This window comes from Streptomyces lydicus, assembly GCF_004125265.1.
Lineage (GTDB): Bacteria > Actinomycetota > Actinomycetes > Streptomycetales > Streptomycetaceae > Streptomyces > Streptomyces lydicus_C.
The window spans coordinates 8,444,357-8,465,217 of record NZ_RDTE01000003.1 but is presented as its reverse complement, the minus strand read 5'-3'; the positions used below and the strand labels follow the sequence as shown (position 1 = coordinate 8,465,217).

Sequence of the window (20,861 nt, the reverse complement as noted above, 5' to 3'; positions counted from 1 at the left end):
GCTTTCGAGGAGCCGTTATGCCCCTGCACCGTCTGGCCCGGATCACCATGGGTGTGCCCGACGTCGACGCCACGCACGACTACTACGCCGACTTCGGGCTCACCGCACTCGGCCGCGGGCGCTTCGCCTCGGCCGACGGCGGCGAGCAGCTGAAGATCGTGCACGCCGCCCGGCGCCGGCTGGACGAGCTGGTCGTCGCCGCCGATGACCCCGACGACCTCGGTCGTATCGGGACCGCCCTGGACCGCCTGGAGATGCCGTACGTCCGCGACGGGCACCGCTTGCGCGCGGTCGATCCGGGGACGGAGGTGACCGTCACCGTCGAGGTCCAGCCCCGTCTCGTACAGCCTGCCGCCGGGTCCGTGCCCTGCAACGGTCCCGGCCGGACCGAGCGGCCCGGCGGCCGGGCACCGGCGGTCCTGCGCGAGGGCGCCGTCCGGCCGCGCCGCCTGGGGCATGTGGTGCTGGGGTCGACCGATCAGGCGGCCTCACAGCGGTTCTTCACCGACGGCCTGGGGTTCAAGGTCAGCGATCTGGTGCCGGGCGCCGCCTTCCTTCGGTGCTCCACCGACCATCACAACGTCCTGGTGCAGCAGGCCCCGGTCCCCTTCCTGCACCACTCCTCCTGGCAGGTCGACGACGTCGACGAGGTCGGGCGCGGCGCGACCCGCATGCTGGAGGGTCACCCCGAACGCCATGTCTGGGGGCTGGGCCGCCACCACGTCGGCTCGAACTTCTTCTGGTATCTCAAGGACCCGGCCGGCAACTTCTCCGAGTACTTCGCCGATATGGACTGCATCGTCGACGACCAGCTGTGGACGCCCCGGGTGTGGGAGGACGCCCGCTCGCTCTACAGCTGGGGCCCGCCGGTCCCGCCCTCCTTCCTTGCCCCCGAGGACCTTGCCGCGCTGATGGCCGGCGCCCACGACGCGAGCTGACCACCCCGTACGGCAGGAGGACACCCACCATGAACGAGAACCACACGGACGCCGCAGCGGGTGGCATGACGGAAACGGCCGACGGCCCCGTAAGGGCTGTCGGCGGCCCGGTGCCGGATGCCGATGTCGTCCCGGCTGTCGGTCCGGTGCCGGTTGCCGACGTCATACCGGCTGCCGGTACCGTCCCGGCTGTCGGTACGGTCCCGGTTCCCCGCCCCGTCCCGGCCGTCGGCGCCGTCGGGTCGGGCGGCGAGGACGCGTACGACGTGCTGGTCGTCGGCGCCGGGCCGGTCGGGCTGACCACCGCGATACAGCTCGGGGCCCGGGGGTGGCGGATCGGCCTCGTCGAACGCTGGCCGCAGCCTTATCCGCTGCCGCGGGCGGTGGTCTTCGACCACGAGGTCGCCCGCATCCTGGCCTCGCTGGGCCTGGCGGACGCGCTGTCCACGTTCAGCGAGCCCGCCGCGGACTACGAGTGGCGCAACGGCCACGGCGAGACGCTGTTGCGGCTGGCGTTCGAGGACACCGGCACCTCCGGCTGGCCGGCGATGAACCTCTTCACCCAGCCGCAGCTGGAGGCCGCCCTGGAGGCGCAGGCCCGCCGCACCACGGGGGTCGACGTGCTGCGCGGCTGGGAGGCCACGGATCTCGCCGAGGACGCGGACGGGGTCACGCTGAGCGTCGCCGAGAGCGGCGGGGACGAGCCGGTGCTCCGCGGCGGTGTGCGCAGGGACCGCACGCTGCGCGGCCGGTATGTCGTCGGCTGCGACGGCGCCAACAGCTTCGTCCGCTCGCGGATGACGACCACGATGACCGACCGCGGCTTCCAGCACGACTGGCTGGTCCTGGATGTCCTCCCGCACGAGGCGGACCGCGTCTTCGAACCGCGCAACCTCCAGGTCTGTGACCCCCGCCGGCCCACCACGGCGGTCTCCGGCGGTCCGGGCCGGCGCCGCTGGGAGTTCATGCTGCTGCCCGGCGAGTCGGCCGCGGAGTTCGGCAGCGCACCGAATGCCTGGCGGCTGCTGGCCGACTGGAACCTGCACCCGGGCAACGCGACCCTGGAGCGGCACACCGTCTACACGTTCCGCGCCCGCTGGGCCGAGAACTGGCGCGAGGGCCGCCTGTTCCTGGCCGGTGACGCCGCCCACCAGATGCCGCCGTTCGCCGGCCAGGGCATGTGCTCGGGCATCCGCGACGCCGCCAACCTCACCTGGAAACTGGACCTCGTGCTCCGCGGCGAAGCCGGCGAGACCCTGCTGGACACCTACACCACGGAACGCTCCCGGCATCTGCGGTACGCCATCGAACTCTCCGTCTTCCTGGGCGGCATCATCTGCGAACCCGAACCCGCGGCGGCCGCCTCGCGTGACACGCGGATGCTCGCCGACCGGCGGGCGGGCCGCGACCCGCTGGCGGACATGCCCCCGCAGATCCTCACCACAGGGCTGCTGCGGCAGAGCACGGACGGCGAGCCGCAGGCCCCGGCCGGGCAGCTCGGGTGCCAGGGCCGGGTGCGCTTCCGCGGCCGTACCGGGCTCTTCGACCAGGTCATCGGCACCGGCTTCGCCCTGCTCGCCGCCGAGGACCCACGGACCGTCCTCGACGACGACACCCTCGACTGGTGCGCACGGCTCGGCCTCCGCCTCCTGCGGGTCACCGGCGACCCGGCGGCGAACGGGCCGGCCGATGTCGTCGACCTCGACGGCACCTACCGCTCCCACCTGGAACGCTGCGGCCGGCAGGCCCTGCTGCTGCGCCCGGACCACTACCTCTTCGGCGGTGCGGCCCGCATGAAGGAGGCGCCCGGCCTGGTGGCGGCGCTGCGGCAGGAGCTGGGGGCATCCCTGGGGGCATCCCGGGAGCTGCTGGCGTCCGCCGCTGTGTCGCCCGTCCGGTGAGGTAGTTCCGCCTTCCCTCCCTCCCGTCCGCACCGGGAGGGAGGGCCATTGCCCAGCGGACGGCCGGCCCCGGCGGAGGGCCGGCCCCGGCGGACGGCCGGCCCCGGCGGACGGCCGGCCCCAGCGGACGGCCGGCCCCGGCGGAGGGCCGGACCCAGCGGACCGCAGGCACCGGTGATAGGGGTGAGTGGGTGCGCCGGAAGCGGTGCGGTCTCCGGTGCGGTCATCGGCCCCGCCACCATGGACCCGAAAGGAAGCGGTCATGACACGGCAATGGCTCCGGCAGCTCGAACCGGACCAGGACCACCCGCACCACAAGCCTGCGCTGTCCCCTGCCGCGGTGACCGCCATGACCGCCGTCCTCGGCCCCGGCCCCGTCCGGTGGGCGGTGCAGACCGCCGACACCATGGCCGCGGAGATCCTGGAGCAGGTTCCCGAACACGGCGGCGGCCCGGCGCCCCTGGCCACGCTGCGACGCTCGACCGAGTCGACGGTCCTGGCGGCCCTGCGCCTGCTGCTCACCGAGACCAGCGGCGAGGGAGGCGCCCTGCCCGACGAAGCCCTGGAGGGCTGCCGCGAGTTCGCACGCCGCGGCGTCGGACTCGACCGGGTCCTGCGCGGGGTACGGCTCGGCCACGCCGGACTCACCCAGGAACTCACCTCGGCCGTCGAACGGTACGTCCCGGCCGGTGAACGCCTCACCGAGCTGCGCCGGATCACCGAGGAACTGTTCACCCACGCCGATACCCACGCCAGTCTGATGGCCGAGTCCTACATCGCCGAACGCGACCGCTGGCGCGGCAGCGACGAAGCGGCCCGCCGCAAGACGGTCGACGACCTGCTGGCTGCCCGCCCGGTGGAACCGGAAGCCGCAACCCGGAAGCTGCGCTACGACGTCACCCGTACGCACCTGGCCGCCGTGCTGTGGTGCCACCGCACCGAGGACCCACTGCCCGCAGCGGAGCGGCTGCAGCACACGGCGACCGCACTGGCCCGCACGGTGGGCACCGGCCAGGCCCTCATGATCCCCGTCACCGGGACCCTCGCCTGGCTGTGGCTGCACGCCCCTGACGACGTCACCGGCCTCCCCGACCGCGTACGGGCCGGGACCGACCGCGCCCCGGGAGTGCACCTCGCCCTCGGCCCACCCGCCCACGGCGCGGCAGGGATGCGCCGCAGCCACTACGGCGCACGCGAAGCCGAACGCATCGCCCGGCTCGCTCCCGGCGACTGGCTGACCGACTACCGCGAAGCGCGCCTCGTCGCCCTGGCCACCGCCGACCCCGAACACGCCCGCTGGTTCATGCACGACCTCCTCGGCCCCCTGGCCTCCGACGGCGCCCGAGTACGGGAGCTGCGCGAGACCCTGCGGGTCTACCTCGCGGAGGAACGCAGCCTGCGGGCCGTCGCCGGCACCTTGCACGTGGCACGCAACACCGTCACCTACCGCGTCAAACGCGCCGAAGAACTCCTGCCTACGGCCGCCACTGCGGTCAACTCACTGGAACTCCGGCTCGCGCTGGAGATCGCCCGGACCCTGCTCGGCTGACGACACCACCGCGACACCACCGGCACGGGAAGAAACAACCCTTTTGCCCATATTCCTCGCCGAGCATTGCGGAGTGCCGGATATTCGCATGGATGGGCGAGTGAACTTCTGCGGGCGATTCGCGTGGTCCGTGCCATGCAGTGCAGTGCAGTGCCGTTGCCGGGACCGGGCGGGACCGCGTGGCACGAGGTGCACAAGGTGCACAAGGTGCATGCCACCCGGTCTCCCGCCCCGGCCCCTGTTCGTGCAAGGGGGAACGAAGAACGAGGTGCGCATGGTTGAGCTGGTGTCGGGGCGCATGGTGCGGGAGCAGGAAGCCGTCGGTGAGCGCACCGAGAGCCCTCCCGCCGTATTCGGCGGACGGACGGCTCCCGCTGCGCGGACGCTCATGGACATCCTGGACGCCACCGTCCTGATCCATCCGCACGAGCCGGCCCTGGACGACGGACGGACCGCGCTGAGCTACCAGGAACTCGCCGGTGAGGTCGAGGAACTGCGCTGCCGGCTGGCGGCGGCCGGGATCGGCGCCGGCGACCGCGTCGGGGTGCGGCTGCCGTCGGGCACCAATGACCTCTACGTCTGCATTCTGGCGGTGCTCGCCGCGGGTGCGGCGTATGTACCGGTGGACGCCGAGGATCCGGACGAGCGGGCGGGTCTGGTGTTCAGTGAGGCGGCGGTGAGCGCCGTCCTGACGGCCGGGCGGCGGGTGACCCCGACGGGCGTCCGCGCCACCGGCTCTCCGCGCCGTCCGGATCCCGCGGACGACGCCTGGATCATCTTCACTTCCGGTTCCACCGGCAGGCCGAAGGGCGTCGCCGTCACCCACCGCAGCGCGGCGGCCTTCGTCGACGCCGAAGCGGCGCTCTTCCTCCGGGAGGAGCCGATCGGTCCCGGTGACCGGGTGATGGCAGGTCTCTCGGTCGCCTTCGACGCCTCCTGCGAGGAGATGTGGCTCGCCTGGCGGTACGGCGCCTGTCTGGTGCCCGTGCCGCGTTCCCGGGTGCGGGACGGAGCCGGTCTCGGCCCGTGGCTCGCCGAACAGGACATCACCGTCGTGTCCACGGTCCCCACACTCGCCGCCCTGTGGCCGGCCGAGGCGCTCAATGAGGTACGGCTGCTGGTCTTCGGCGGCGAGCCCTGTCCGCCCGAATTGGTGGAGCGGCTGGTCACCGAGGGGCGGGAGGTCTGGAACACCTACGGTCCGACCGAGGCGACCGTGGTCACCTGCGCCTCGCTGCTGACCGGCGAAGGACCGGTCAGGATCGGCCTGCCGTTGGACGGCTGGGACCTGGCCGTGGTGGACGGGGCCGGTGAACCGGTCGCCATGGGCGGCAGCGGCCAACTGGTCATCGGCGGGGCCGGACTGGCGCGCTATCTGGACCGTGACAAGGACGCCGAGAAATACGGCCCGCTGGCGTCACTCGGCTGGACCCGGGCCTATCGCACCGGTGACCTCGTACGGGCCGAACCCGGCGGACTGCTCTTCCTGGGACGTGACGACGAACAGATCAAGCTCGGCGGCCGGCGGATCGAGCTCGGCGAGGTGGACGCGGCCCTCCAGGCACTGCCCGGTGTGAGCGGCGCCGCGGCCGCCGTCCGGACAGCGCGCGGCGGCAACCCCCTGCTGGTCGGCTATGTGGTGACCCAGGACGGCTGGGACCGGACGCAGGCCGTCGAGCGGCTGCGCGCCCAGCTGCCCGCCGCCCTGGTGCCGTTGCTCGCCCCCGTCGATTCCTTGCCCACCCGCACCTCCGGCAAGGTGGACCGGGCCGCGCTGCCCTGGCCGCTGCCGTGGACGGCAGGGTCCGGTCCCGGCCGGTCGGGTCCGGCCGGGCAGCTCACCGGTACCGAAGCGTGGCTGGCCGAGCAGTGGCGCGAGATCCTCGGTGTGCCGGTCACCGACGCCCGGGACGACTTCTTCGCGAGCGGCGGCGGCAGCCTCGCCGCCGCCCAGCTCACCACCCTGCTCCGCGACCGCTACCCGGCCACCGCCGTCCGCGACATCTACCGGCAGCCCACCCTGCGCAAGCTGGCCCGGCTGCTGGACCGTTCCGCGCCGGACGAGCGCGACGCCGCGCGGCGGGTGACGCCCGTACCGGCCCGGGCCGGCCTCGTGCAACTACTCCTGCTCCTGCCGCTGTTCACCGTGGCCGGGCTGCGCTGGATGCCGGGGCTGCTGGCCCTGGGCAATGTCCTGGCGTGGTACGGCAGCTACCCCTGGGCGCCGACGGCCTCTTGGTGGTGGCCGGCAGCCGGCGGCCTGCTGTTCTTCAGCCCGCCGGGCAGGCTGGCGATCGCAGCCGGCGGGGCGCGCCTGCTGTTGCGGGGGCTGCGGCCGGGCAGCTACCCGCGCGGCGGCAGCGTCCACCTGCGGCTGTGGACCGCGGAACGGCTCGCGGAGGTGAGCGGGGCCCACTGCCTGTCCGGGGCCTGGCTGGTCCGTTACGGCCGGGCGCTGGGCGCCCGTATCGGGCCGGATGTCGATCTGCACTCGCTGCCGCCGGTCACCGGGATGCTCAAGCTGGGCCGGGGGTGTGCCGTCGAGCCCGAAGTCGACCTGTCCGGCTACTGGCTGGACGGGGACCGGCTGGAGGTCGGTCCGGTGAAGGTGGGCTCGGGCGCGGTGGTCGGTGTCCGCAGCACGCTCTTCCCCGGTTCCCGGGTGGGCAAGCGGGCCCAGGTCGCTCCCGGTTCCGTCGTCACCGCCCGGGTGCCGACCGGCCAGAGCTGGGGCGGTGCGCCCGCCGTCAAGCTGGGCAAGGCCGAGCGGCGGTGGCCGAAGCGGCGTCCGCCGCGCCGGGCCGGGTGGGCGGCGCTCTACGGAATGAGCGGCCCGGGGCTCGGGCTGCTGCGGTTGCCGGCGGCGGTCCCGGCACTGGCGGTGGCGGGCTGTTTCGTCCACGCCGGGGACGGCCCCGGCGAGGCCCTGCGCGGAGCGCTGATCGCGCTCGTGCCCGCCACGCTGGCCTTCGGGCTGGCGTACGCCGCCCTGCTGATGGTCGCCGTCCGGCTGCTGAGCCGTGGTCTGTGCCCCGGCTCGTACCCGCTGCACAGCCGGACCGGCTGGCAGGCCTGGACCGTCAGCCAGCTCATGGACCGGGCCCGTGACACGCTGTTTCCGCTCTACGCCGGCCTCGTCACTCCCGTCTGGCTGCGTGCGCTGGGAATGAGGGTCGGCAGGCGCGCCGAGGTCTCCACCGTGCTGGCGCTGCCCAGTCTCACCAGGGTGCGCGACGGTGCCTTCCTGGCCGATGACACCCTGGTCGCCCCGTACGAGCTGGGGGGCGGGTGGCTGCGGATCGGCACGGCCGAGATCGGCGAGCAGGCCTTTCTCGGCAACTCCGGCATGACCGCCCCGGGCCGCGCCGTCCCGGCACGAGGGCTGGTGGGGGTGCTGTCGGCGACTCCGGAGAAGGCGAAGAAGGGCAGCTCGTACCTGGGAATGCCGCCCATGCGTCTGCCGCGCTCGGCCGGCACCGGGGACCGCCGCCTGACCTATGATCCGCCGGCCCGGCTGCTCTGGGCCCGAGGGCTGGTCGAAGTGTGCCGGCTGCTGCCGGTGCTGGTCTCCGCCGCCCTCGGTCTGCTGGCGTTGGCCGCGCTGGCCCACCTTGCCGCACACGGCTCACCGGCGGTGGCGGCCCTGCTGTCCGGCCTGGTGCTGCTGGCCGCGGGGATCGTTGCCTGTGGGGTGTCCATCGCTGCCAAGTGGCTGCTGGTGGGCCGGTTCCGCGCGGCGGAGCACCCGCTCTGGAGCGGTTTCGTCTGGCGGACGGAGCTGGCCGACACCTTCGTCGAGGTGCTGGCCGTGCCGTGGCTGATCGGCCCGGTGCCGGGCACCCCGGTGATGAACCTCTGGCTGCGGGCCCTGGGGGCCACCGTCGGCCGGGGTGTGTGGTGCGAAACCTACTGGCTGCCGGAAGCCGACCTGGTCACCCTGGAGGACGGGGTGAGCGTCAACCGGGGCTGTGTGCTGCAGACGCACCTCTTTCACGACCGCATCATGCGGATGAACACCGTGATTCTCCGCGAGGGTGCCACACTCGGACCGGGCGGCATCGTGTTGCCCGGAAGCACCCTCGGGGCGCGCAGCACACTCGGGCCGGCGTCGTTGGCCATGGGCGCGGAAGCCGTCCCTGACGACACCCGGTGGCTGGGCAACCCGATGGCGGTCTGGCGAGAATGAGGCACCGCGCGACGAGGCACCGCAGCCCGCCGGCGCCAGGAGGGAGCGAGACCGTTGAATCCCCGGCAGGTTTCCCCTCCCGGCAGGGACCCGTACTTCCCGGATCACGGGGATACCCGCTACCGGGTCCAGCACTACGCACTCGACCTGGACTACCGGCCCATGCCCAACCGGCTCAGCGGCTCCGCCCGGCTCAGCGCGCTGGCGGGCCCCGCGCCGCTGGAGGAGATCACACTCGACCTGGCCGCCTTGAGGATTCAGCGGGTGCTGCTGGACGGCCGTACCGTGCGCTTCACCCACCGGGCGGGCAAGCTGCGGATCCGCCCGGCGAAGGCGCTCGCCCCGGGCACCGCCTTCACCGTCGAGGTGCGCTACACCGGCAATCCCATGCCGGTGCGCAGCCCGTGGGGCGGCCTGGGCTGGGAGGAACTGGCCGACGGTGCGCTGGTGGCCAGCCAGCCGGTCGGTGCACCCTCCTGGTACCCCTGCAACGACCGGCCGGCCGACAAGGCCTCCTACCGGGTGGCGATCACCACGCCGTCCCCGTACGCCGCGATCACCGGCGGCCGGCTGCTCAGCCGCACCACCCGGGCAAGCAGCACCACCTGGGTGTACGAGCAGCCCGCCCCGACCTCCGCCTACCTGGTGAGCGTCTCCCTCGGCAGGTACACGGCCGTGTCGCTCACCGGACCGTCACCGGCGGACGGACAGAGCCCGCCGGTGACGCAGACCGCCCACCTGCCCGCGCGACTGCTGCCCGAATTCACCGAGGACTTCGCCCGGCAGACCCTCATGATGCGGTTCTTCGAGGAGGTCTTCGGGCCGTATCCCTTCGAGGAGTACACGGTCGTGATCGCCGACGAGGAACTGGACGTCCCGGTGGAGGCCCAGGCCATGGCCACCTTCGGCTCCAACCATCTCGACGGCGCACGCACCTGGGAACGGCTGATCGCCCATGAACTGGCCCACCAGTGGTTCGGCAACAGCGTCTCGGTCGCCGACTGGCGGCACATCTGGCTGAACGAGGGCTTCGCCAAGTACGCGGAGTGGCTGTGGTCGGAGCACGCGGGAGGCCTCACCGCAGTCGCTCACGCCACCGTCGCGCACCAGCTGCTGGCCACGCTTCCGCAGGACCTGCTGCCGGCCGACCCGGGCAAGGAGCTGATGTTCGACGACCGGCTCTACGAGCGGGGCGGGCTGACGGTCCACGCGCTGCGCTGCGCCCTCGGCGACGACGCCTTCTTCCGGATGCTCAGGGACTGGACCCGCATCCATCACCACGGCGTCGTGAGCACCGCCGACTTCACCGCGCACGCCCAGCAGTACGCGGCCGCTCCCCTGGACACCCTCTTCCACGCCTGGCTGCGCCAGCCCTCCCTGCCTCCGCTGCCGCAGCCCACGAGGCAGACCTAAAACCCGTTGACTCCGCAGGCACCCGGACGGCCCCCCGCGGTGACCCGTTCGGCGCGCGTGGCGCGCCTGCCGGTGCGGAGGGATGAACACTCAGGTGCTGTAGGTCTCACGGAAGGTGTGAACACCATGGCAGCATTTCCGGTCCCCGGCTCACGGCGCCGAATACGTCGCACCTATGTCATCGCGGCCGGGTGCGCCATGGCCCTGTGCACCTCCGTGGCGGCCCCTGCCACCGCGGACGGCGGCACGGCCACGGCCACGGCCAAACCCACCATCGTGCTGGTGCACGGGGCGTTCGCGGACGCCTCCAGCTGGAACGGGGTCGCCGAACGGCTCGAACGCCGTGGTTACGCCGTCATGGCCCCGGCCAACCCGCTGCGCGGGCTGTACAGCGACTCCACCTACATCGCCTCCGTACTGGACAGCATCAAGGGTCCGCTCGTGCTGGTGGGCCACTCGTACGGCGGCTCCCTGATCAGCTCGGCCGCCGCGGGCAACCCCCGGGTGAAGTCCCTGGTGTACGTCTCAGCACTGATGCCCGACGTGGGCGAGAGCGGGATGTCCCTGTCCGCCAGGTTCCCCAGCGAACTCGGCACCGCCACGCGGTCCGTTCCCTACCGCGCCGGCGGCGGCCTCAGCGGGACCGACCTCTACCTCAAGCCCGACAGGCTGCATCAGGTCTTCGCCGCCGACCTGCCGGAGAGCACCACCAGGCTCATGGCGGTGACCCAACGGCCCGTGGCCACGACCGCGTTCTCGGAGAAGGCCGAGGCCGCCGCCTGGAAACACATTCCCTCGTGGTTCCTCGTCGCGAAGCAGGACAAGACCATCAACCCGGACCAGGAACGCTTCGAGGCGAAGCGCGCGGGTTCCCACACGGTGGAGATCGACTCCTCCCACGTGGCCATGGTCTCCCACCCCGATGCGGTCACCGACCTCGTCCTCCAGGCCGCCACCGCGGCCGATACCGCCCGGCCCACGCTGCCCGCCACGGGGGCCGCCCACGAGGCCCGGGCCGCGACCGCGCTCACCGGCATCGCCGCCGCCTCGCTGATCGCGGGCGCGGGAGCCCTCCTCCTGGGCCGCCGGCTGAGACGCCCCGCGCCCTGACGGGGCACGCCGGCCGCGCCGCTGAGTCGCCGCGCGCCGGGAGCCTCCCCGGCGGCTCTGCGGCCTCCCCGACGGCTCCCGGTGAGGGGAGCCGGGCCCCTCATGCTGCATAGCAAAGCTTGATATTCGCCCATAAAATGGGGACTGCCGGCGCACCGGCGTGCCGGTCGGACAGGTGAAGCCGGTGCGCACGGGCGATCGGCTCGGGGACGGTGATCGACCCGGGGACGGGATGCCTGTGCAGCAGACCGCCGGTCCGGCGCGGACCGTCATCATGACCGTGGACGACGATCCGGGCGTGTCCCGGGCCGTCGCCCGCGACCTGCGGCGGCGCTACGGCGCGTCGTACCGGATCGTGCGCGCGGAGTCCGGCGAGTCCGCCCTTGCCGCCCTGCAGGAGCTGAAGCTGCGCGGCGGTCCCGTGGCGGTGATCCTGGCCGACTACCGGATGCCGCAGATGAACGGCATCGAGTTCCTCGAGCAGGCTCTCGACATCTACCCCGGCGCCCGGCGGGTGCTGCTGACCGCGTACGCGGACACCGACGCGGCCATCGACGCGATCAATGTCGTCGACCTCGACCACTACCTCCTCAAGCCCTGGGAGCCGCCCGAGGAGAAGCTCTACCCCGTCGTCGACGACCTGCTGCAGTCCTGGCGGACCGCCGACAACCGGCCGGTGGCCGTCACCAAGGTCGTCGGGCACCGCTGGTCGGCGCGTTCGTCGGCCGTACGGGAGTTTCTGGCCCGTAACCAGGTGCCGTACCGCTGGTACTCGTCCGACGATCCGGAGGGCCGGCGGCTGCTGTGCGCCGCGGGCGAGGAGGGCCTGCGGCTCCCGCTGGTGATCACTCCGGACGGCACGGCCCTCGTCGAGCCCGAGGACCAGGAGCTGGCCACCCGGGTCGGTCTCGCGACGACCCCGGCCACCGACTTCTACGACCTGGTCGTCATCGGCGGCGGACCGGCCGGTCTGGGGGCGGCCGTGTACGGGGCCTCCGAGGGCCTGCGCACCGTCCTCGTGGAACGCTCCGCGACCGGAGGCCAGGCGGGCCAGAGCTCACGCATCGAGAACTACCTCGGCTTTCCGGACGGCGTGTCCGGGGCACAGCTCACCGACCGGGCCCGGCGGCAGGCGGCGAAGTTCGGTGCCGAGATACTGACCGCGCGCGAGGTTACCGGGCTGGAGGTCAACGGCGCCTCGCGCGTCGTCCGGTTCTCGGACGGCTCCGCTGTCGCCGCGCACTCCGTGATCCTGGCGACCGGCGTGTCGTACCGGCAGCTGGACGCGCCCCGGGTGACCGAGTTGACCGGCTGCGGCGTGTTCTACGGCTCGGCCCTGACCGAAGCGGCCGCGTGCCAAGGCCACGACGTGTACATCGTCGGCGGCGCCAACTCCGCGGGCCAGGCCGCGATTTACCTGGCCCGGAGCGCCAAGTCGGTCACCGTACTGGTACGCAAGCCCTCCTTGACCACGTCGATGTCGCACTACCTCGTCCAGCAGGTCGACGAGACGCCCACCATCTCGGTGCGCACCCACACGGTCGTCGACGCCGCCCACGGTGCGCATCAGCTGGAACAGATCACCCTGCGCGACACCGAGACCGGCCACACCGAACTCGTCGACACCCAGTGGATGTTCGTCTTCATCGGCGCGGCCCCGCTGACCGGCTGGCTGGAGGGCACGGTGCTCCGGGACTCGCACGGGTTCATCCTGACCGGCCCCGATCTGACCGCGGACGGGCGCCCGCCGGCCGGCTGGGAGCTGGACCGGCCGCCGTACCACCTGGAGACGAACGTCCCGGGCGTGTTCGTGGCGGGGGACGCCCGCGCCGAGTCCGCCAAGCGTGTCGCCTCCGCAGTGGGCGAGGGAGCCATGGCGGTCATGCTCGCCCACCGATACCTGGAGCAGTCATGAACGGCCGGCCGATGCCGTGCAGCCGGGAAGAACTCGGATCGCTGTTCCTGTTCGAGAAGCTGGCCCCCGACCAGATCGCCCGGCTCTGCCGCGAAGGACGTGTGGAGGAGTTCCCGCCCGGTCCGGTGTACGGGGAGGGCGACGATGCCACGTGCTTCTATGTGCTGCTCGAAGGGACCCTCGCGCTCTCCCGCCGGATCGGGGACTACGACGTCGAGATCACCCGGAGCTCCAGCCGCGGGGTGTACGCGGGAGCGTTCCAGGCCTACCTGGGTGACCGCCTGCACCAGGTGTACAACAGCTCCCTGCGGGTCATCGAGCCCGCCCGCTTCTTCGTGCTGCCCGCGGAGACCTTCGCCGCGATCATGCGCGAATGGTTTCCCATGGCCGTGCACCTGTTGGAAGGCCTCTTCTTCGGGGCCAAGAGCACCCAGGAGGCCGTCGGCCAGCGGGAGCGGCTGCTGGCTCTCGGGTCGCTGTCCGCCGGGCTGACCCACGAGCTGAACAACCCCGCCACCGCGGCCGTGCGCGCCACCTCCGCGCTGCGGGAGCGTGTGGCCGGGATGCGCCACAAGCTCGGCCTCATCGCGGCACGCCCGTACCGGCGCGAAAGCATGCAGACGCTGATCGACGTCCAGGAGCGCACGGCCGAACGCGTCGCCAAGGCCACCACCCTGAGCCCGCTGGAAGCCTCGGACCGGGAGGACGCCCTCTCCGACTGGCTGGACGACCACGGCATCGGGGACGGATGGCAGCTCGCACCGACCTTCGTCCAGGCGGGCCTCGACACCGACTGGCTGGACCGGATCGCCGCGGCGGTGGACGCGGACACCCTCGAAGGTGCCGTGCGGTGGCTCAACTACACCGTGGAAACCGAACTGCTGATGAACGAGATCGAGGAGTCGACCAACCGTGTCTCGGCCCTGGTCACCGCGGCCAAGCAGTACTCGCAACTCGACCGGGCGCCCCACCAGGTCGCCGACGTGCACGAGCTGCTGGACAGCACCCTGCTGATGGTCTCCGCGAAGATCGGCCCGCACATCACCGTCGTCAAGGACTACGACCGCACCCTGCCGAAGATCCCGGCCTACCCCAGCGAACTCAACCAGGTGTGGACGAATCTGATCGACAACGCCGTCTCGGCGATGAACGGCACCGGCGCCGACGGCACATTGACCGTACGCACCGCCCGCGAGGGAGACCATCTGCTCGTCGAGTTCCGCGACACCGGCCCCGGGGTCCCCGCCGAGATCCGCGACCGCGTCTTCGACCCGTTCTTCACCACCAAACCGGTGGGTGAGGGTACCGGTCTCGGCCTGGACATCTCCTGGCGAATCGTCGTCAACAAGCACAACGGAGACCTGCGGTTCCACTCCGTCCCCGGCGACACCCGCTTCCAGGTACGCCTCCCGCTGGCCTCCGCCGCCCCCTCTCCCCCACAGGAACCGACCTGAATTCCCCGGACGGAATCGCCCCCTCGTTTCTTTCTGCCCGGCAGCACCTCCGCCCCGTGCCGCCGCCCCAGCCCTGAAACACTCGAACGATCCGGATATCGTCCTGCCATGGCAAACGAAGACTCTGATGACATCGCCTTTCACGTCGCCGCGTGCGCCTTCACCCCGCGGCTTGTGGAGCAGATCGCCGGCCTGGCGGAACTGCCGTTGGGTGACTGGGCGGTCTCCGAGGCGGCGATGTGGCGTCTGGGCTGGTGCGAGGCGAGCGACGACTTGCCGTGGGAAGACACGTTCCTCACCGGCGAGGGGCACCTCGCCCATCTCGGGGACGCCCTTGCCGTGTCATTCGCCCACTTCTACTGGGTTGACGACGACCAGTGGAGCGAAGATCTGTGGGGCTCGTTGCCCGGCTGGTCCAGCCGGGCAAACGCCGAACGTGAGGTGTTCGACGCGCACATCGACGCGGCTGTCGCCGCGTTCACCCAACGGCTCGGCCCACCGGCGCAAGACCTCACGGCCGAAGGCGGCACCCTGGCTATGGGAGACGGCAACTGGCGCCACGCCGCCTGGCGCTGCGGGGACAACCTGCTCGTCATCGGCCCACGCCATGAACCGCTTTCTTACTGGCAGTTCGAGGAAGCCATCGTCTACATAGGCTCGATCGAGGCGGGCGCTCCGCTGCCCGCCCTCTGCGACTTCGTCTCCTGACGACCACCCCCGGCGGACCGGCCCGGAGAGCCGGTACCCCGCCACGGCCATCGAGGCGGGGGTCCCGGCGGCGTCAGGAAAGCGGTCGGCAGAGCAGGGCATCGGGGGTGCCGCGGTGGCCGGGGCGGTGGGTGTAGGCGATGCCTGCCGCGTAGGCGTCGGAAGGGCACTGGCCTTTGTAGTGGCCGTGGGCGAAGTCGCCGCCGGGGTCACCGGGCGGGCGGTGGTCACCGTGGTCGAACCACAGGGTTTGGCCTGCGGTGCCCAGGGAGGTGCGGGCGGGCGTGCACAGTGCGGCGGAGACCGCCTCCCCGCGCAGGCTGTATCCGGTGAGGAAGTGATCAGCGGGACACTGCAGTTTGCTGTAGCCGGGTGCCCAGTCGCCACCGGCCGGCACGTACCGCTCGTCACGTACGACCTCGGGTGCACTTCCGGGCGCGCGCAGCTCCCGGGCCGCGGGGGCGTCGGTGCACAGGCCGCGGCCCTGGGTGTGGCTGATGCCGATCAGCCGCTCTCCGTCGGGGCAGGCCGCTTTGCGGGCGCCGCCGTCCCAGTCGCCCAGGGCCCGGGCGGTCAAAGACTGGACGAAATCACGGTGGTCGAGGGTGAGTTGGTGCCAGGCCGGGGTCGGCGGCACGGAGCCGGTCCGCTGTGGTGCCGTTTGCAGCCGCTTCCACGCCGTCGTACGCCAGTCGTTGCCGTCCAGGATTCCGCTGCGGTGCCCGGCGCGGTCGTAACGCAGCATGGCCCAGCTGTCCCCGGCAGGGCGGCCCTGGGCATCGGTGCTCCAGCCTACGAGCGGCCAGTAGGCGAAATCCGTGTCGTTGTCGGCGAGGACATCCGTCAGGTTGGCGAACCAGGCGCGGGCCGCGGCGCCCGACTCGTCGGCGCCGATGCCGAATTCGCTGATCCACAGGGGTGCCGTGAAGTGCTGTCCGGACTCGGTGGAGACGAAGAACGCCTGATCGTGCAGTACGGCGCGCAGCTGGTCGCGGGTCAGGTCCTGGTAGCGGGGGTCGCTGGTCTCCCCCACGCCGGTGGCGCCGCTGTGGTGCGGGCCGGTGTAGCCGTAGAAGTGGGCCGAGTAGACGAGCTTCCCGGAGCGGACGAGGGTGTGCGAGAGCGTACGGACCGGGGTGAGGGTGGGTCGGCCGTGCGGCAGACCGTCCACCGGCAGTCCGGTCCAGTTGATGCCTTCGATGATGAGCAGGAGCCGGGGGTTGGCCTCGGTCTGGATCCGGTCCGCCGCTTCCTGGGCGGCGGCCTGCCAGTCGTGGTTGTCCCCCAGGCCCCAGTTGGGGTCGTCCCAGACGTCACGGCGCACTTCGTTGTAGAGGTCCGCTCCCACGACACGGCTGTTGTCCTGGTAGCGGCGGGCCAGGAACACCCAGTCGTCGGCCCATTGCCGAGTGCTCTGGCGGCTGTTCCACCGCTCGTTGCCGTCGAGGCCGCAGCACCATCGGGTGGTGTTCGTGTGGTTGTTGAGGATGACCGCGAAACCGTCCGCGGTCAGGGCCGCGACCACGGCGTCGAAGATCTGCAGTGGTGTTCTGCCGCGCAGCTGCGGGTTGGCGGCGACCGCGGCATCCGGCACCGGGGCATCGGAGTGGATCATCTCGTTGGAGAACGGCAGCCGGATGCTGTTGAGGCCCAGTGCGCGGAAGTCGCGCAGCAGGGAGGCGATGCCCACACGGTCGAGGCCGAGCGGTATGCCGTGGGAGTTCTGACCGCTGTGGTGTGCGGCGGCGTCGTTGATGTCCCCCGAACCGTTCCACGAGCCTTGCGCGCCGTCCCAGTTGCCCGCCTTCAACCGGAACCGCTTGCCGTCGGCGTCGACGATATAGCGGCCCCTGGTGGACAGCGGTGCCGTCCATGCGGCGGCGGGTGCGTGAGCGGCCGAAGCCTGCGCCCAGGTGCGTACGGCCGACGCCGCGGCAGCGGAGGCGTCCGGCCCGACAGGGGCAGCGGCCGCGCCGGGGACCGGGCCGCCCGTGAGGACGAGGGCGAGGCACAGCGCCGCGGCACCGCACGCCGAGCGTAAGAGAGACTTCACGTCATCCGCCTGCTTCGTCGGGTGTGCCCGTCGGGTCCGCCCGGCGAGCAGCCCCGCGGCAGGCGCACCGCCGGGCGGGGCCCCGCCAAGTTACCGATGAGTGGCCGGCGGGGCCATACCTCTGCGGCCGTTTCCGGCCCGGTCGTACGACGGCCCCGGCGGCTGCCGACGGCCGGGGTGCGCCCCCGGTCCCCGTCGCACCAGAAAGCATGCGAGGGCACCGACCGCGATCACGATGACGGGCAGTGCCAGGGTCGGCCGCATCGCGTGCACCACCCCGTGTTCGAACGTGGCTGCCGCCACCTGCTCGATGTGGTGAACCAGGCCCGTCGGCGTTCCCTGCGGCGGGTCGACCATCGCGCCGCCCTGCCCGACACCGACTTCCCGACCGCTCTCGGCAGCGTTGCGGAAGCCCTCCAGGAACCGGCTGCCGACACCGGCCGGGAGGCCCACAGCCCGCTTCGCCGCTTCGTCCTGCAGCGAGGCGGCCAGGCGGTTCTGCAGTACGGCGCCGACTGCGGCACTACCGATCACGGTGCCGATCTGCCGGATCGTGTTCAGCACACCGGACGCCGCCCCGGCCGTCGTGGGCTCCACGTGGTACATGGCGACCGTGACCATCGGGCCGAATACGCAGCCGATACCTACCCGGCCGTGATCAGGGCAGGCTGGAACTCCCACCACGCGCGGCCGACATCGGTGACCCGGGCGAGCCAGGCCAGGCCGGCCGCGAACAGGGTCAGACCGGTCATCAGGACATACTTGCCGCCGATCCGGTCCGCCATCCGGCCCGCGACGGGTGACAGCACCGCTGACACCACCATGGCCGGCGCCATCACGAGTCCGGCCGCGAGGGCGCTGAGGCGCAGCACCGACTGCAGATAGATCATCACCGGCAGGAACAGACCGAGCATCCCGACCTGGACGGTCGCGGACACGAAGCTCATGACCGTGTAGTTGCGGTCGCGGAAGAGCACGAAGGGCAGCAGCGGTTCTCGGTGCTGCCGGGCGCGCTGGTGAAGCAGGAAGAGTACGAGCAACAGGGCAGCCGCGCCCAGCAGAGCCCAGATCCCGGCGTTCCAGTCGTATCGCTGGCCCTCGGTGAGTGCGAAGGTCAGGCATACCAGCGTCGCCGCGGCGAGCAGGACGCCCACAACATCCAGCTTCCGGCGGCTGCCGTGCCGGATGTCGGGCACGAGCGTGACGGCCATCACGAGGACGATCGCGCCGATCGGAACGTTGACAAAGAAGATCCACCGCCAGCCCGCCGTACTGACCAGGAGCCCGCCGAGAGTGGGCCCGGCGATCGTGGCCACGCCCGCGACACCACCCCAGACGCCGAGCGCGGCTCCCCGGCGCTCGGCCGGGAAGGTACCGATGATGATCGTCATCGTCTGCGGCATCAGCGCTGCCGCACCCAGCCCCTGCACCGCCCGGGTGGCGATGAGCTGGGCCGGATCCTGCGACAGGCCGCACAGCACGGACGCCACGGTGAACAGCACGACGCCCCCGATGAACATCGTGCGCGGCCCGCGGACATCGCCCAGCCGCCCAAAGGTGATCAGCAGTGCGGCGAGAACGAGGATGTAGATATTGATCACCCACAACACCTCGTCCAGCGACGCATGCAGGTCGCCGATCATGCTGGGGACGGCCACGTTGACGGCCGTGAGGTCCAGCAGTGTCATAAAGAATCCCAGGCTGAGCGTCAGCAGCACCGCCCAGGGATTGCCGCGCCAACTCCTGCTCATGCGCATCTCGTCCTTTGCTCCTGGCGCCCCAAAGGGTTGCCCGGCGACCCGGCGGCCGGCCGGCTTCGGTCTCCGCCGTGGCACGGCCGGTGCACCGCCGGTACGTTCCCCCGGAGTTCGCCTCGGTCGGTTCGATCAGCCCGCGCTCACGGGCAGGAGAAGCAGGAGAAGCAGCAACGTGCCGCTGCCTCTCCTGCACTGCGCCATGCCACTGCCGAGCGGCGCGGAATTCGTCACTGCCGCAGGACCGGCCGGGCAGGGTGCCGGCACATCGGCCGAGGCGAATCAGCCCACCCGGCGAGAGGCAGAGGTCAGCTCTTCGCAGGTGCCTGCAGACTCCACAGCCGCCCGTCGGGATCCCGGACGGTCATCTCCCGGGTCCCGTAGTGCGTGTCCTCGAACGGGGTGGCCACTTCGACGGCCGGGCCGGGACGGAACAGGTCCGCGTCGGGCACCTTCAGCGCGACCTGCACGCCGGGCTCGCGGTCCGCAGGGATCTCGACCACGACGAAATAGGGGCCCTCCCCATTGCGGAACACGCCGGAACCGTCGCCGGCGGAGGTCTCCAACTCGTAACCCAGTTCCTGGAAGAACCCTGCGGTCTTCCCCCAGTTGCGGGTCTCCACGAAGACCGCCTCGATACCTTCAGTTGCCATGTCATGACTCCTTTCCGGAAGAGTGCTCCCGCTGTCCATGGGCGTCGTCGAGGTAGGCACGCAACGCGTCGGCGACCAGCGCCGACAGCGACATGCCTGTCTCGATCGCGTGATGCTTGACCTGCCTGATCAGCCCCAGCGGCAGATACACGTTGAACTGTTTGACTTCCGTGTCACCCATGCACGGATACTAGCCCGCTAGATTGCTAGCATGCTAGCCCACGGATCGCCTTCTGTCTGTTCTTGCGGTTCACCCGCACGCCCCGGCTGCCGTCCGCACGCCGAGGCAGGGCAACTGCCCCGGACCGGCGACGCCCTGATGGCCGACGCCATGCCCGCGTCTCAAGCGGTCCGCCCCATTCGCCCGCCCCGTCGTCGGATGAGTCCGATGCGCCGCGGCGGAAAAGGCGATCGGATGCAGCGGGCGGACAGGAGCATGGAGAAAGGCGGTGGGTAAAGATCGCGCGAGCGGCAGACTGGCCCCATGACCGCATCGGATGCCAAGGCTGATCTCCGCTCCTCTCTGCAGTCCGCACGCGAAGCCCTGCTGTGGAAGCTCGAAGGCCTCTCGGAGTACGACATCCGCCGTCCGCGGACGGCGACCGGCACGAACCTCCTGGGGCTGGTGAAGCACCTGGCCGGCGTGGAACTGGGCTACCTCGGCGACACGTTCGGACGGCCGTCCGGCGAGCCACTGCCCTGGCTCGAGGACGGTGCCGAGCCCAACGCGGACATGTGGGCCACCGCCGACGAGTCACGCGAGCACATGGTGGCCCTCTATCGCCGGGCGTGGGGGCACGCAGACGCGACGGTCGACGCGCTGCCGCTGGACACCATGGGCAGGGTGCCGTGGTGGCCGAGCAACAAGAACGAGGTGACGCTGCACCAGGCCGTGGTGCGCGTGCTCGCCGACACGCACCGGCACGCAGGCCACGCCGACATCATCCGGGAACTCACAGATGGCGCTGCGGGGTTCGGCGAGGGAAAGGACGACATGCCTGTGCGCGATTCAGCGTGGTGGGAGAACCATCGAAGCCGGCTGGAGGAGGCAGCGCGGGAAGCCGATCGGGACGCCTAACTTCGGACCGGGTCGGGGTCGGGCCGGCGTCGGGGCCAGGGCCGGCGACCGGGCCGGGGCCGGCGGCCGGGCCGCCGCCTGCGCCGGGTGAGACGATGTCCGGCAGCGCCCCTCGTACGACTCCACGGACGACGGCCGGAGCGCCCCAT

15 protein-coding genes are annotated in these 20,861 nt (G+C 71.7%); 10 read left to right on the top strand and 5 right to left on the bottom strand.

The window, feature by feature from the left end:
• The first annotated feature begins 17 nt into the window (after positions 1-17).
• The 9 genes from D9V36_RS39865 to D9V36_RS39825 all read left to right on the top strand — a co-directional run bounded on the left by D9V36_RS39865 (position 18) and on the right by D9V36_RS39825 (position 15,174).
• Positions 18-938, top strand: coding sequence for a VOC family protein (locus D9V36_RS39865; protein WP_129298053.1), 921 nt, complete (start codon positions 18-20; stop codon positions 936-938).
• A gap of 29 nt (positions 939-967) precedes the next feature.
• On the top strand, positions 968-2,839 hold the full coding sequence (locus D9V36_RS39860) for a bifunctional 3-(3-hydroxy-phenyl)propionate/3-hydroxycinnamic acid hydroxylase (protein WP_241721239.1): 1,872 nt from the start codon (positions 968-970) through the stop codon (positions 2,837-2,839).
• A 262-nt stretch (positions 2,840-3,101) separates the two neighbouring features.
• Positions 3,102-4,388 (top strand): PucR family transcriptional regulator, encoded by a 1,287-nt coding sequence (locus tag D9V36_RS39855; protein WP_129298052.1) that lies wholly within the window; start codon positions 3,102-3,104, stop codon positions 4,386-4,388.
• A 298-nt stretch (positions 4,389-4,686) separates the two neighbouring features.
• Complete coding sequence (locus tag D9V36_RS39850; RefSeq protein WP_431357775.1) at positions 4,687-8,574, top strand: Pls/PosA family non-ribosomal peptide synthetase; 3,888 nt, start codon at positions 4,687-4,689, stop codon at positions 8,572-8,574.
• Between the two features lie 54 nt (positions 8,575-8,628).
• Positions 8,629-9,987 (top strand): M1 family metallopeptidase, encoded by a 1,359-nt coding sequence (locus D9V36_RS39845; protein WP_129298050.1) that lies wholly within the window; start codon positions 8,629-8,631, stop codon positions 9,985-9,987.
• A gap of 126 nt (positions 9,988-10,113) precedes the next feature.
• On the top strand, positions 10,114-11,097 hold the full coding sequence (locus D9V36_RS39840) for an alpha/beta fold hydrolase (RefSeq protein ID WP_164993124.1): 984 nt from the start codon (positions 10,114-10,116) through the stop codon (positions 11,095-11,097).
• Between the two features lie 232 nt (positions 11,098-11,329).
• Positions 11,330-13,012, top strand: a complete 1,683-nt coding sequence (locus tag D9V36_RS39835) for an FAD-dependent oxidoreductase (RefSeq protein WP_129298049.1) — start codon at positions 11,330-11,332, stop codon at positions 13,010-13,012.
• Entirely contained in the window at positions 13,009-14,466 is a 1,458-nt protein-coding gene (locus D9V36_RS39830) for an ATP-binding protein (protein WP_129298048.1), read from the top strand. The genes D9V36_RS39835 and D9V36_RS39830 overlap by 4 nt, the downstream gene beginning before the upstream one ends.
• A gap of 108 nt (positions 14,467-14,574) precedes the next feature.
• Positions 14,575-15,174 (top strand): hypothetical protein, encoded by a 600-nt coding sequence (locus D9V36_RS39825; protein WP_129298047.1) that lies wholly within the window; start codon positions 14,575-14,577, stop codon positions 15,172-15,174.
• A 73-nt stretch (positions 15,175-15,247) separates the two neighbouring features.
• Here D9V36_RS39825 and D9V36_RS39820 read toward each other — a convergent pair whose 3' ends face one another.
• The 5 genes from D9V36_RS39820 to D9V36_RS39805 form a co-directional block, all read right to left on the bottom strand.
• Positions 15,248-17,227 (bottom strand): cellulase family glycosylhydrolase, encoded by a 1,980-nt coding sequence (locus D9V36_RS39820; protein ID WP_241721238.1) that lies wholly within the window; start codon positions 17,225-17,227, stop codon positions 15,248-15,250.
• Between the two features lie 90 nt (positions 17,228-17,317).
• Positions 17,318-17,848, bottom strand: coding sequence for a hypothetical protein (locus D9V36_RS42460; RefSeq protein ID WP_241721237.1), 531 nt, complete (start codon positions 17,846-17,848; stop codon positions 17,318-17,320).
• A 23-nt stretch (positions 17,849-17,871) separates the two neighbouring features.
• Positions 17,872-18,978: a DHA2 family efflux MFS transporter permease subunit gene (locus D9V36_RS39815; protein WP_241721236.1), complete on the bottom strand. Its 1,107-nt coding sequence runs from the start codon at positions 18,976-18,978 to the stop codon at positions 17,872-17,874.
• A gap of 311 nt (positions 18,979-19,289) precedes the next feature.
• The gene (locus D9V36_RS39810) at positions 19,290-19,634 is read right to left on the bottom strand and encodes a VOC family protein (RefSeq protein WP_129298046.1); all 345 of its coding nucleotides are present in this window, start codon (positions 19,632-19,634) and stop codon (positions 19,290-19,292) included.
• 1 nt (position 19,635) lies between these two features.
• Positions 19,636-19,815, bottom strand: coding sequence for a ribbon-helix-helix domain-containing protein (locus D9V36_RS39805; RefSeq protein WP_129298045.1), 180 nt, complete (start codon positions 19,813-19,815; stop codon positions 19,636-19,638).
• Between the two features lie 303 nt (positions 19,816-20,118).
• Here D9V36_RS39805 and D9V36_RS39800 point away from each other — a divergent pair, with 303 nt between their 5' ends.
• A complete protein-coding gene (locus tag D9V36_RS39800; protein ID WP_129298044.1) occupies positions 20,119-20,712 on the top strand; it encodes a DinB family protein in 594 nt (197 codons plus the stop codon).
• The last annotated feature ends 149 nt before the right edge of the window (positions 20,713-20,861 follow it).

Coding starts and splice junctions, on each gene's coding strand:
- D9V36_RS39840 (WP_164993124.1), top strand. CDS start 10,114: ATGGCAGCATTTCCGGTCCCCGGCTCACGGCGCCGAATACGTCGCACC.
- D9V36_RS39835 (WP_129298049.1), top strand. CDS start 11,330: ATGCCTGTGCAGCAGACCGCCGGTCCGGCGCGGACCGTCATCATGACC.
- D9V36_RS39830 (WP_129298048.1), top strand. CDS start 13,009: ATGAACGGCCGGCCGATGCCGTGCAGCCGGGAAGAACTCGGATCGCTG.
- D9V36_RS39850 (WP_431357775.1), top strand. CDS start 4,687: ATGGTGCGGGAGCAGGAAGCCGTCGGTGAGCGCACCGAGAGCCCTCCC.
- D9V36_RS39855 (WP_129298052.1), top strand. CDS start 3,102: ATGACACGGCAATGGCTCCGGCAGCTCGAACCGGACCAGGACCACCCG.
- D9V36_RS39805 (WP_129298045.1), bottom strand. CDS start 19,815: ATGGGTGACACGGAAGTCAAACAGTTCAACGTGTATCTGCCGCTGGGG.
- D9V36_RS42460 (WP_241721237.1), bottom strand. CDS start 17,848: ATGGTCACGGTCGCCATGTACCACGTGGAGCCCACGACGGCCGGGGCG.
- D9V36_RS39815 (WP_241721236.1), bottom strand. CDS start 18,978: ATGAGCAGGAGTTGGCGCGGCAATCCCTGGGCGGTGCTGCTGACGCTC.
- D9V36_RS39810 (WP_129298046.1), bottom strand. CDS start 19,634: ATGGCAACTGAAGGTATCGAGGCGGTCTTCGTGGAGACCCGCAACTGG.
- D9V36_RS39825 (WP_129298047.1), top strand. CDS start 14,575: ATGGCAAACGAAGACTCTGATGACATCGCCTTTCACGTCGCCGCGTGC.
- D9V36_RS39800 (WP_129298044.1), top strand. CDS start 20,119: ATGACCGCATCGGATGCCAAGGCTGATCTCCGCTCCTCTCTGCAGTCC.
- D9V36_RS39865 (WP_129298053.1), top strand. CDS start 18: ATGCCCCTGCACCGTCTGGCCCGGATCACCATGGGTGTGCCCGACGTC.
- D9V36_RS39860 (WP_241721239.1), top strand. CDS start 968: ATGAACGAGAACCACACGGACGCCGCAGCGGGTGGCATGACGGAAACG.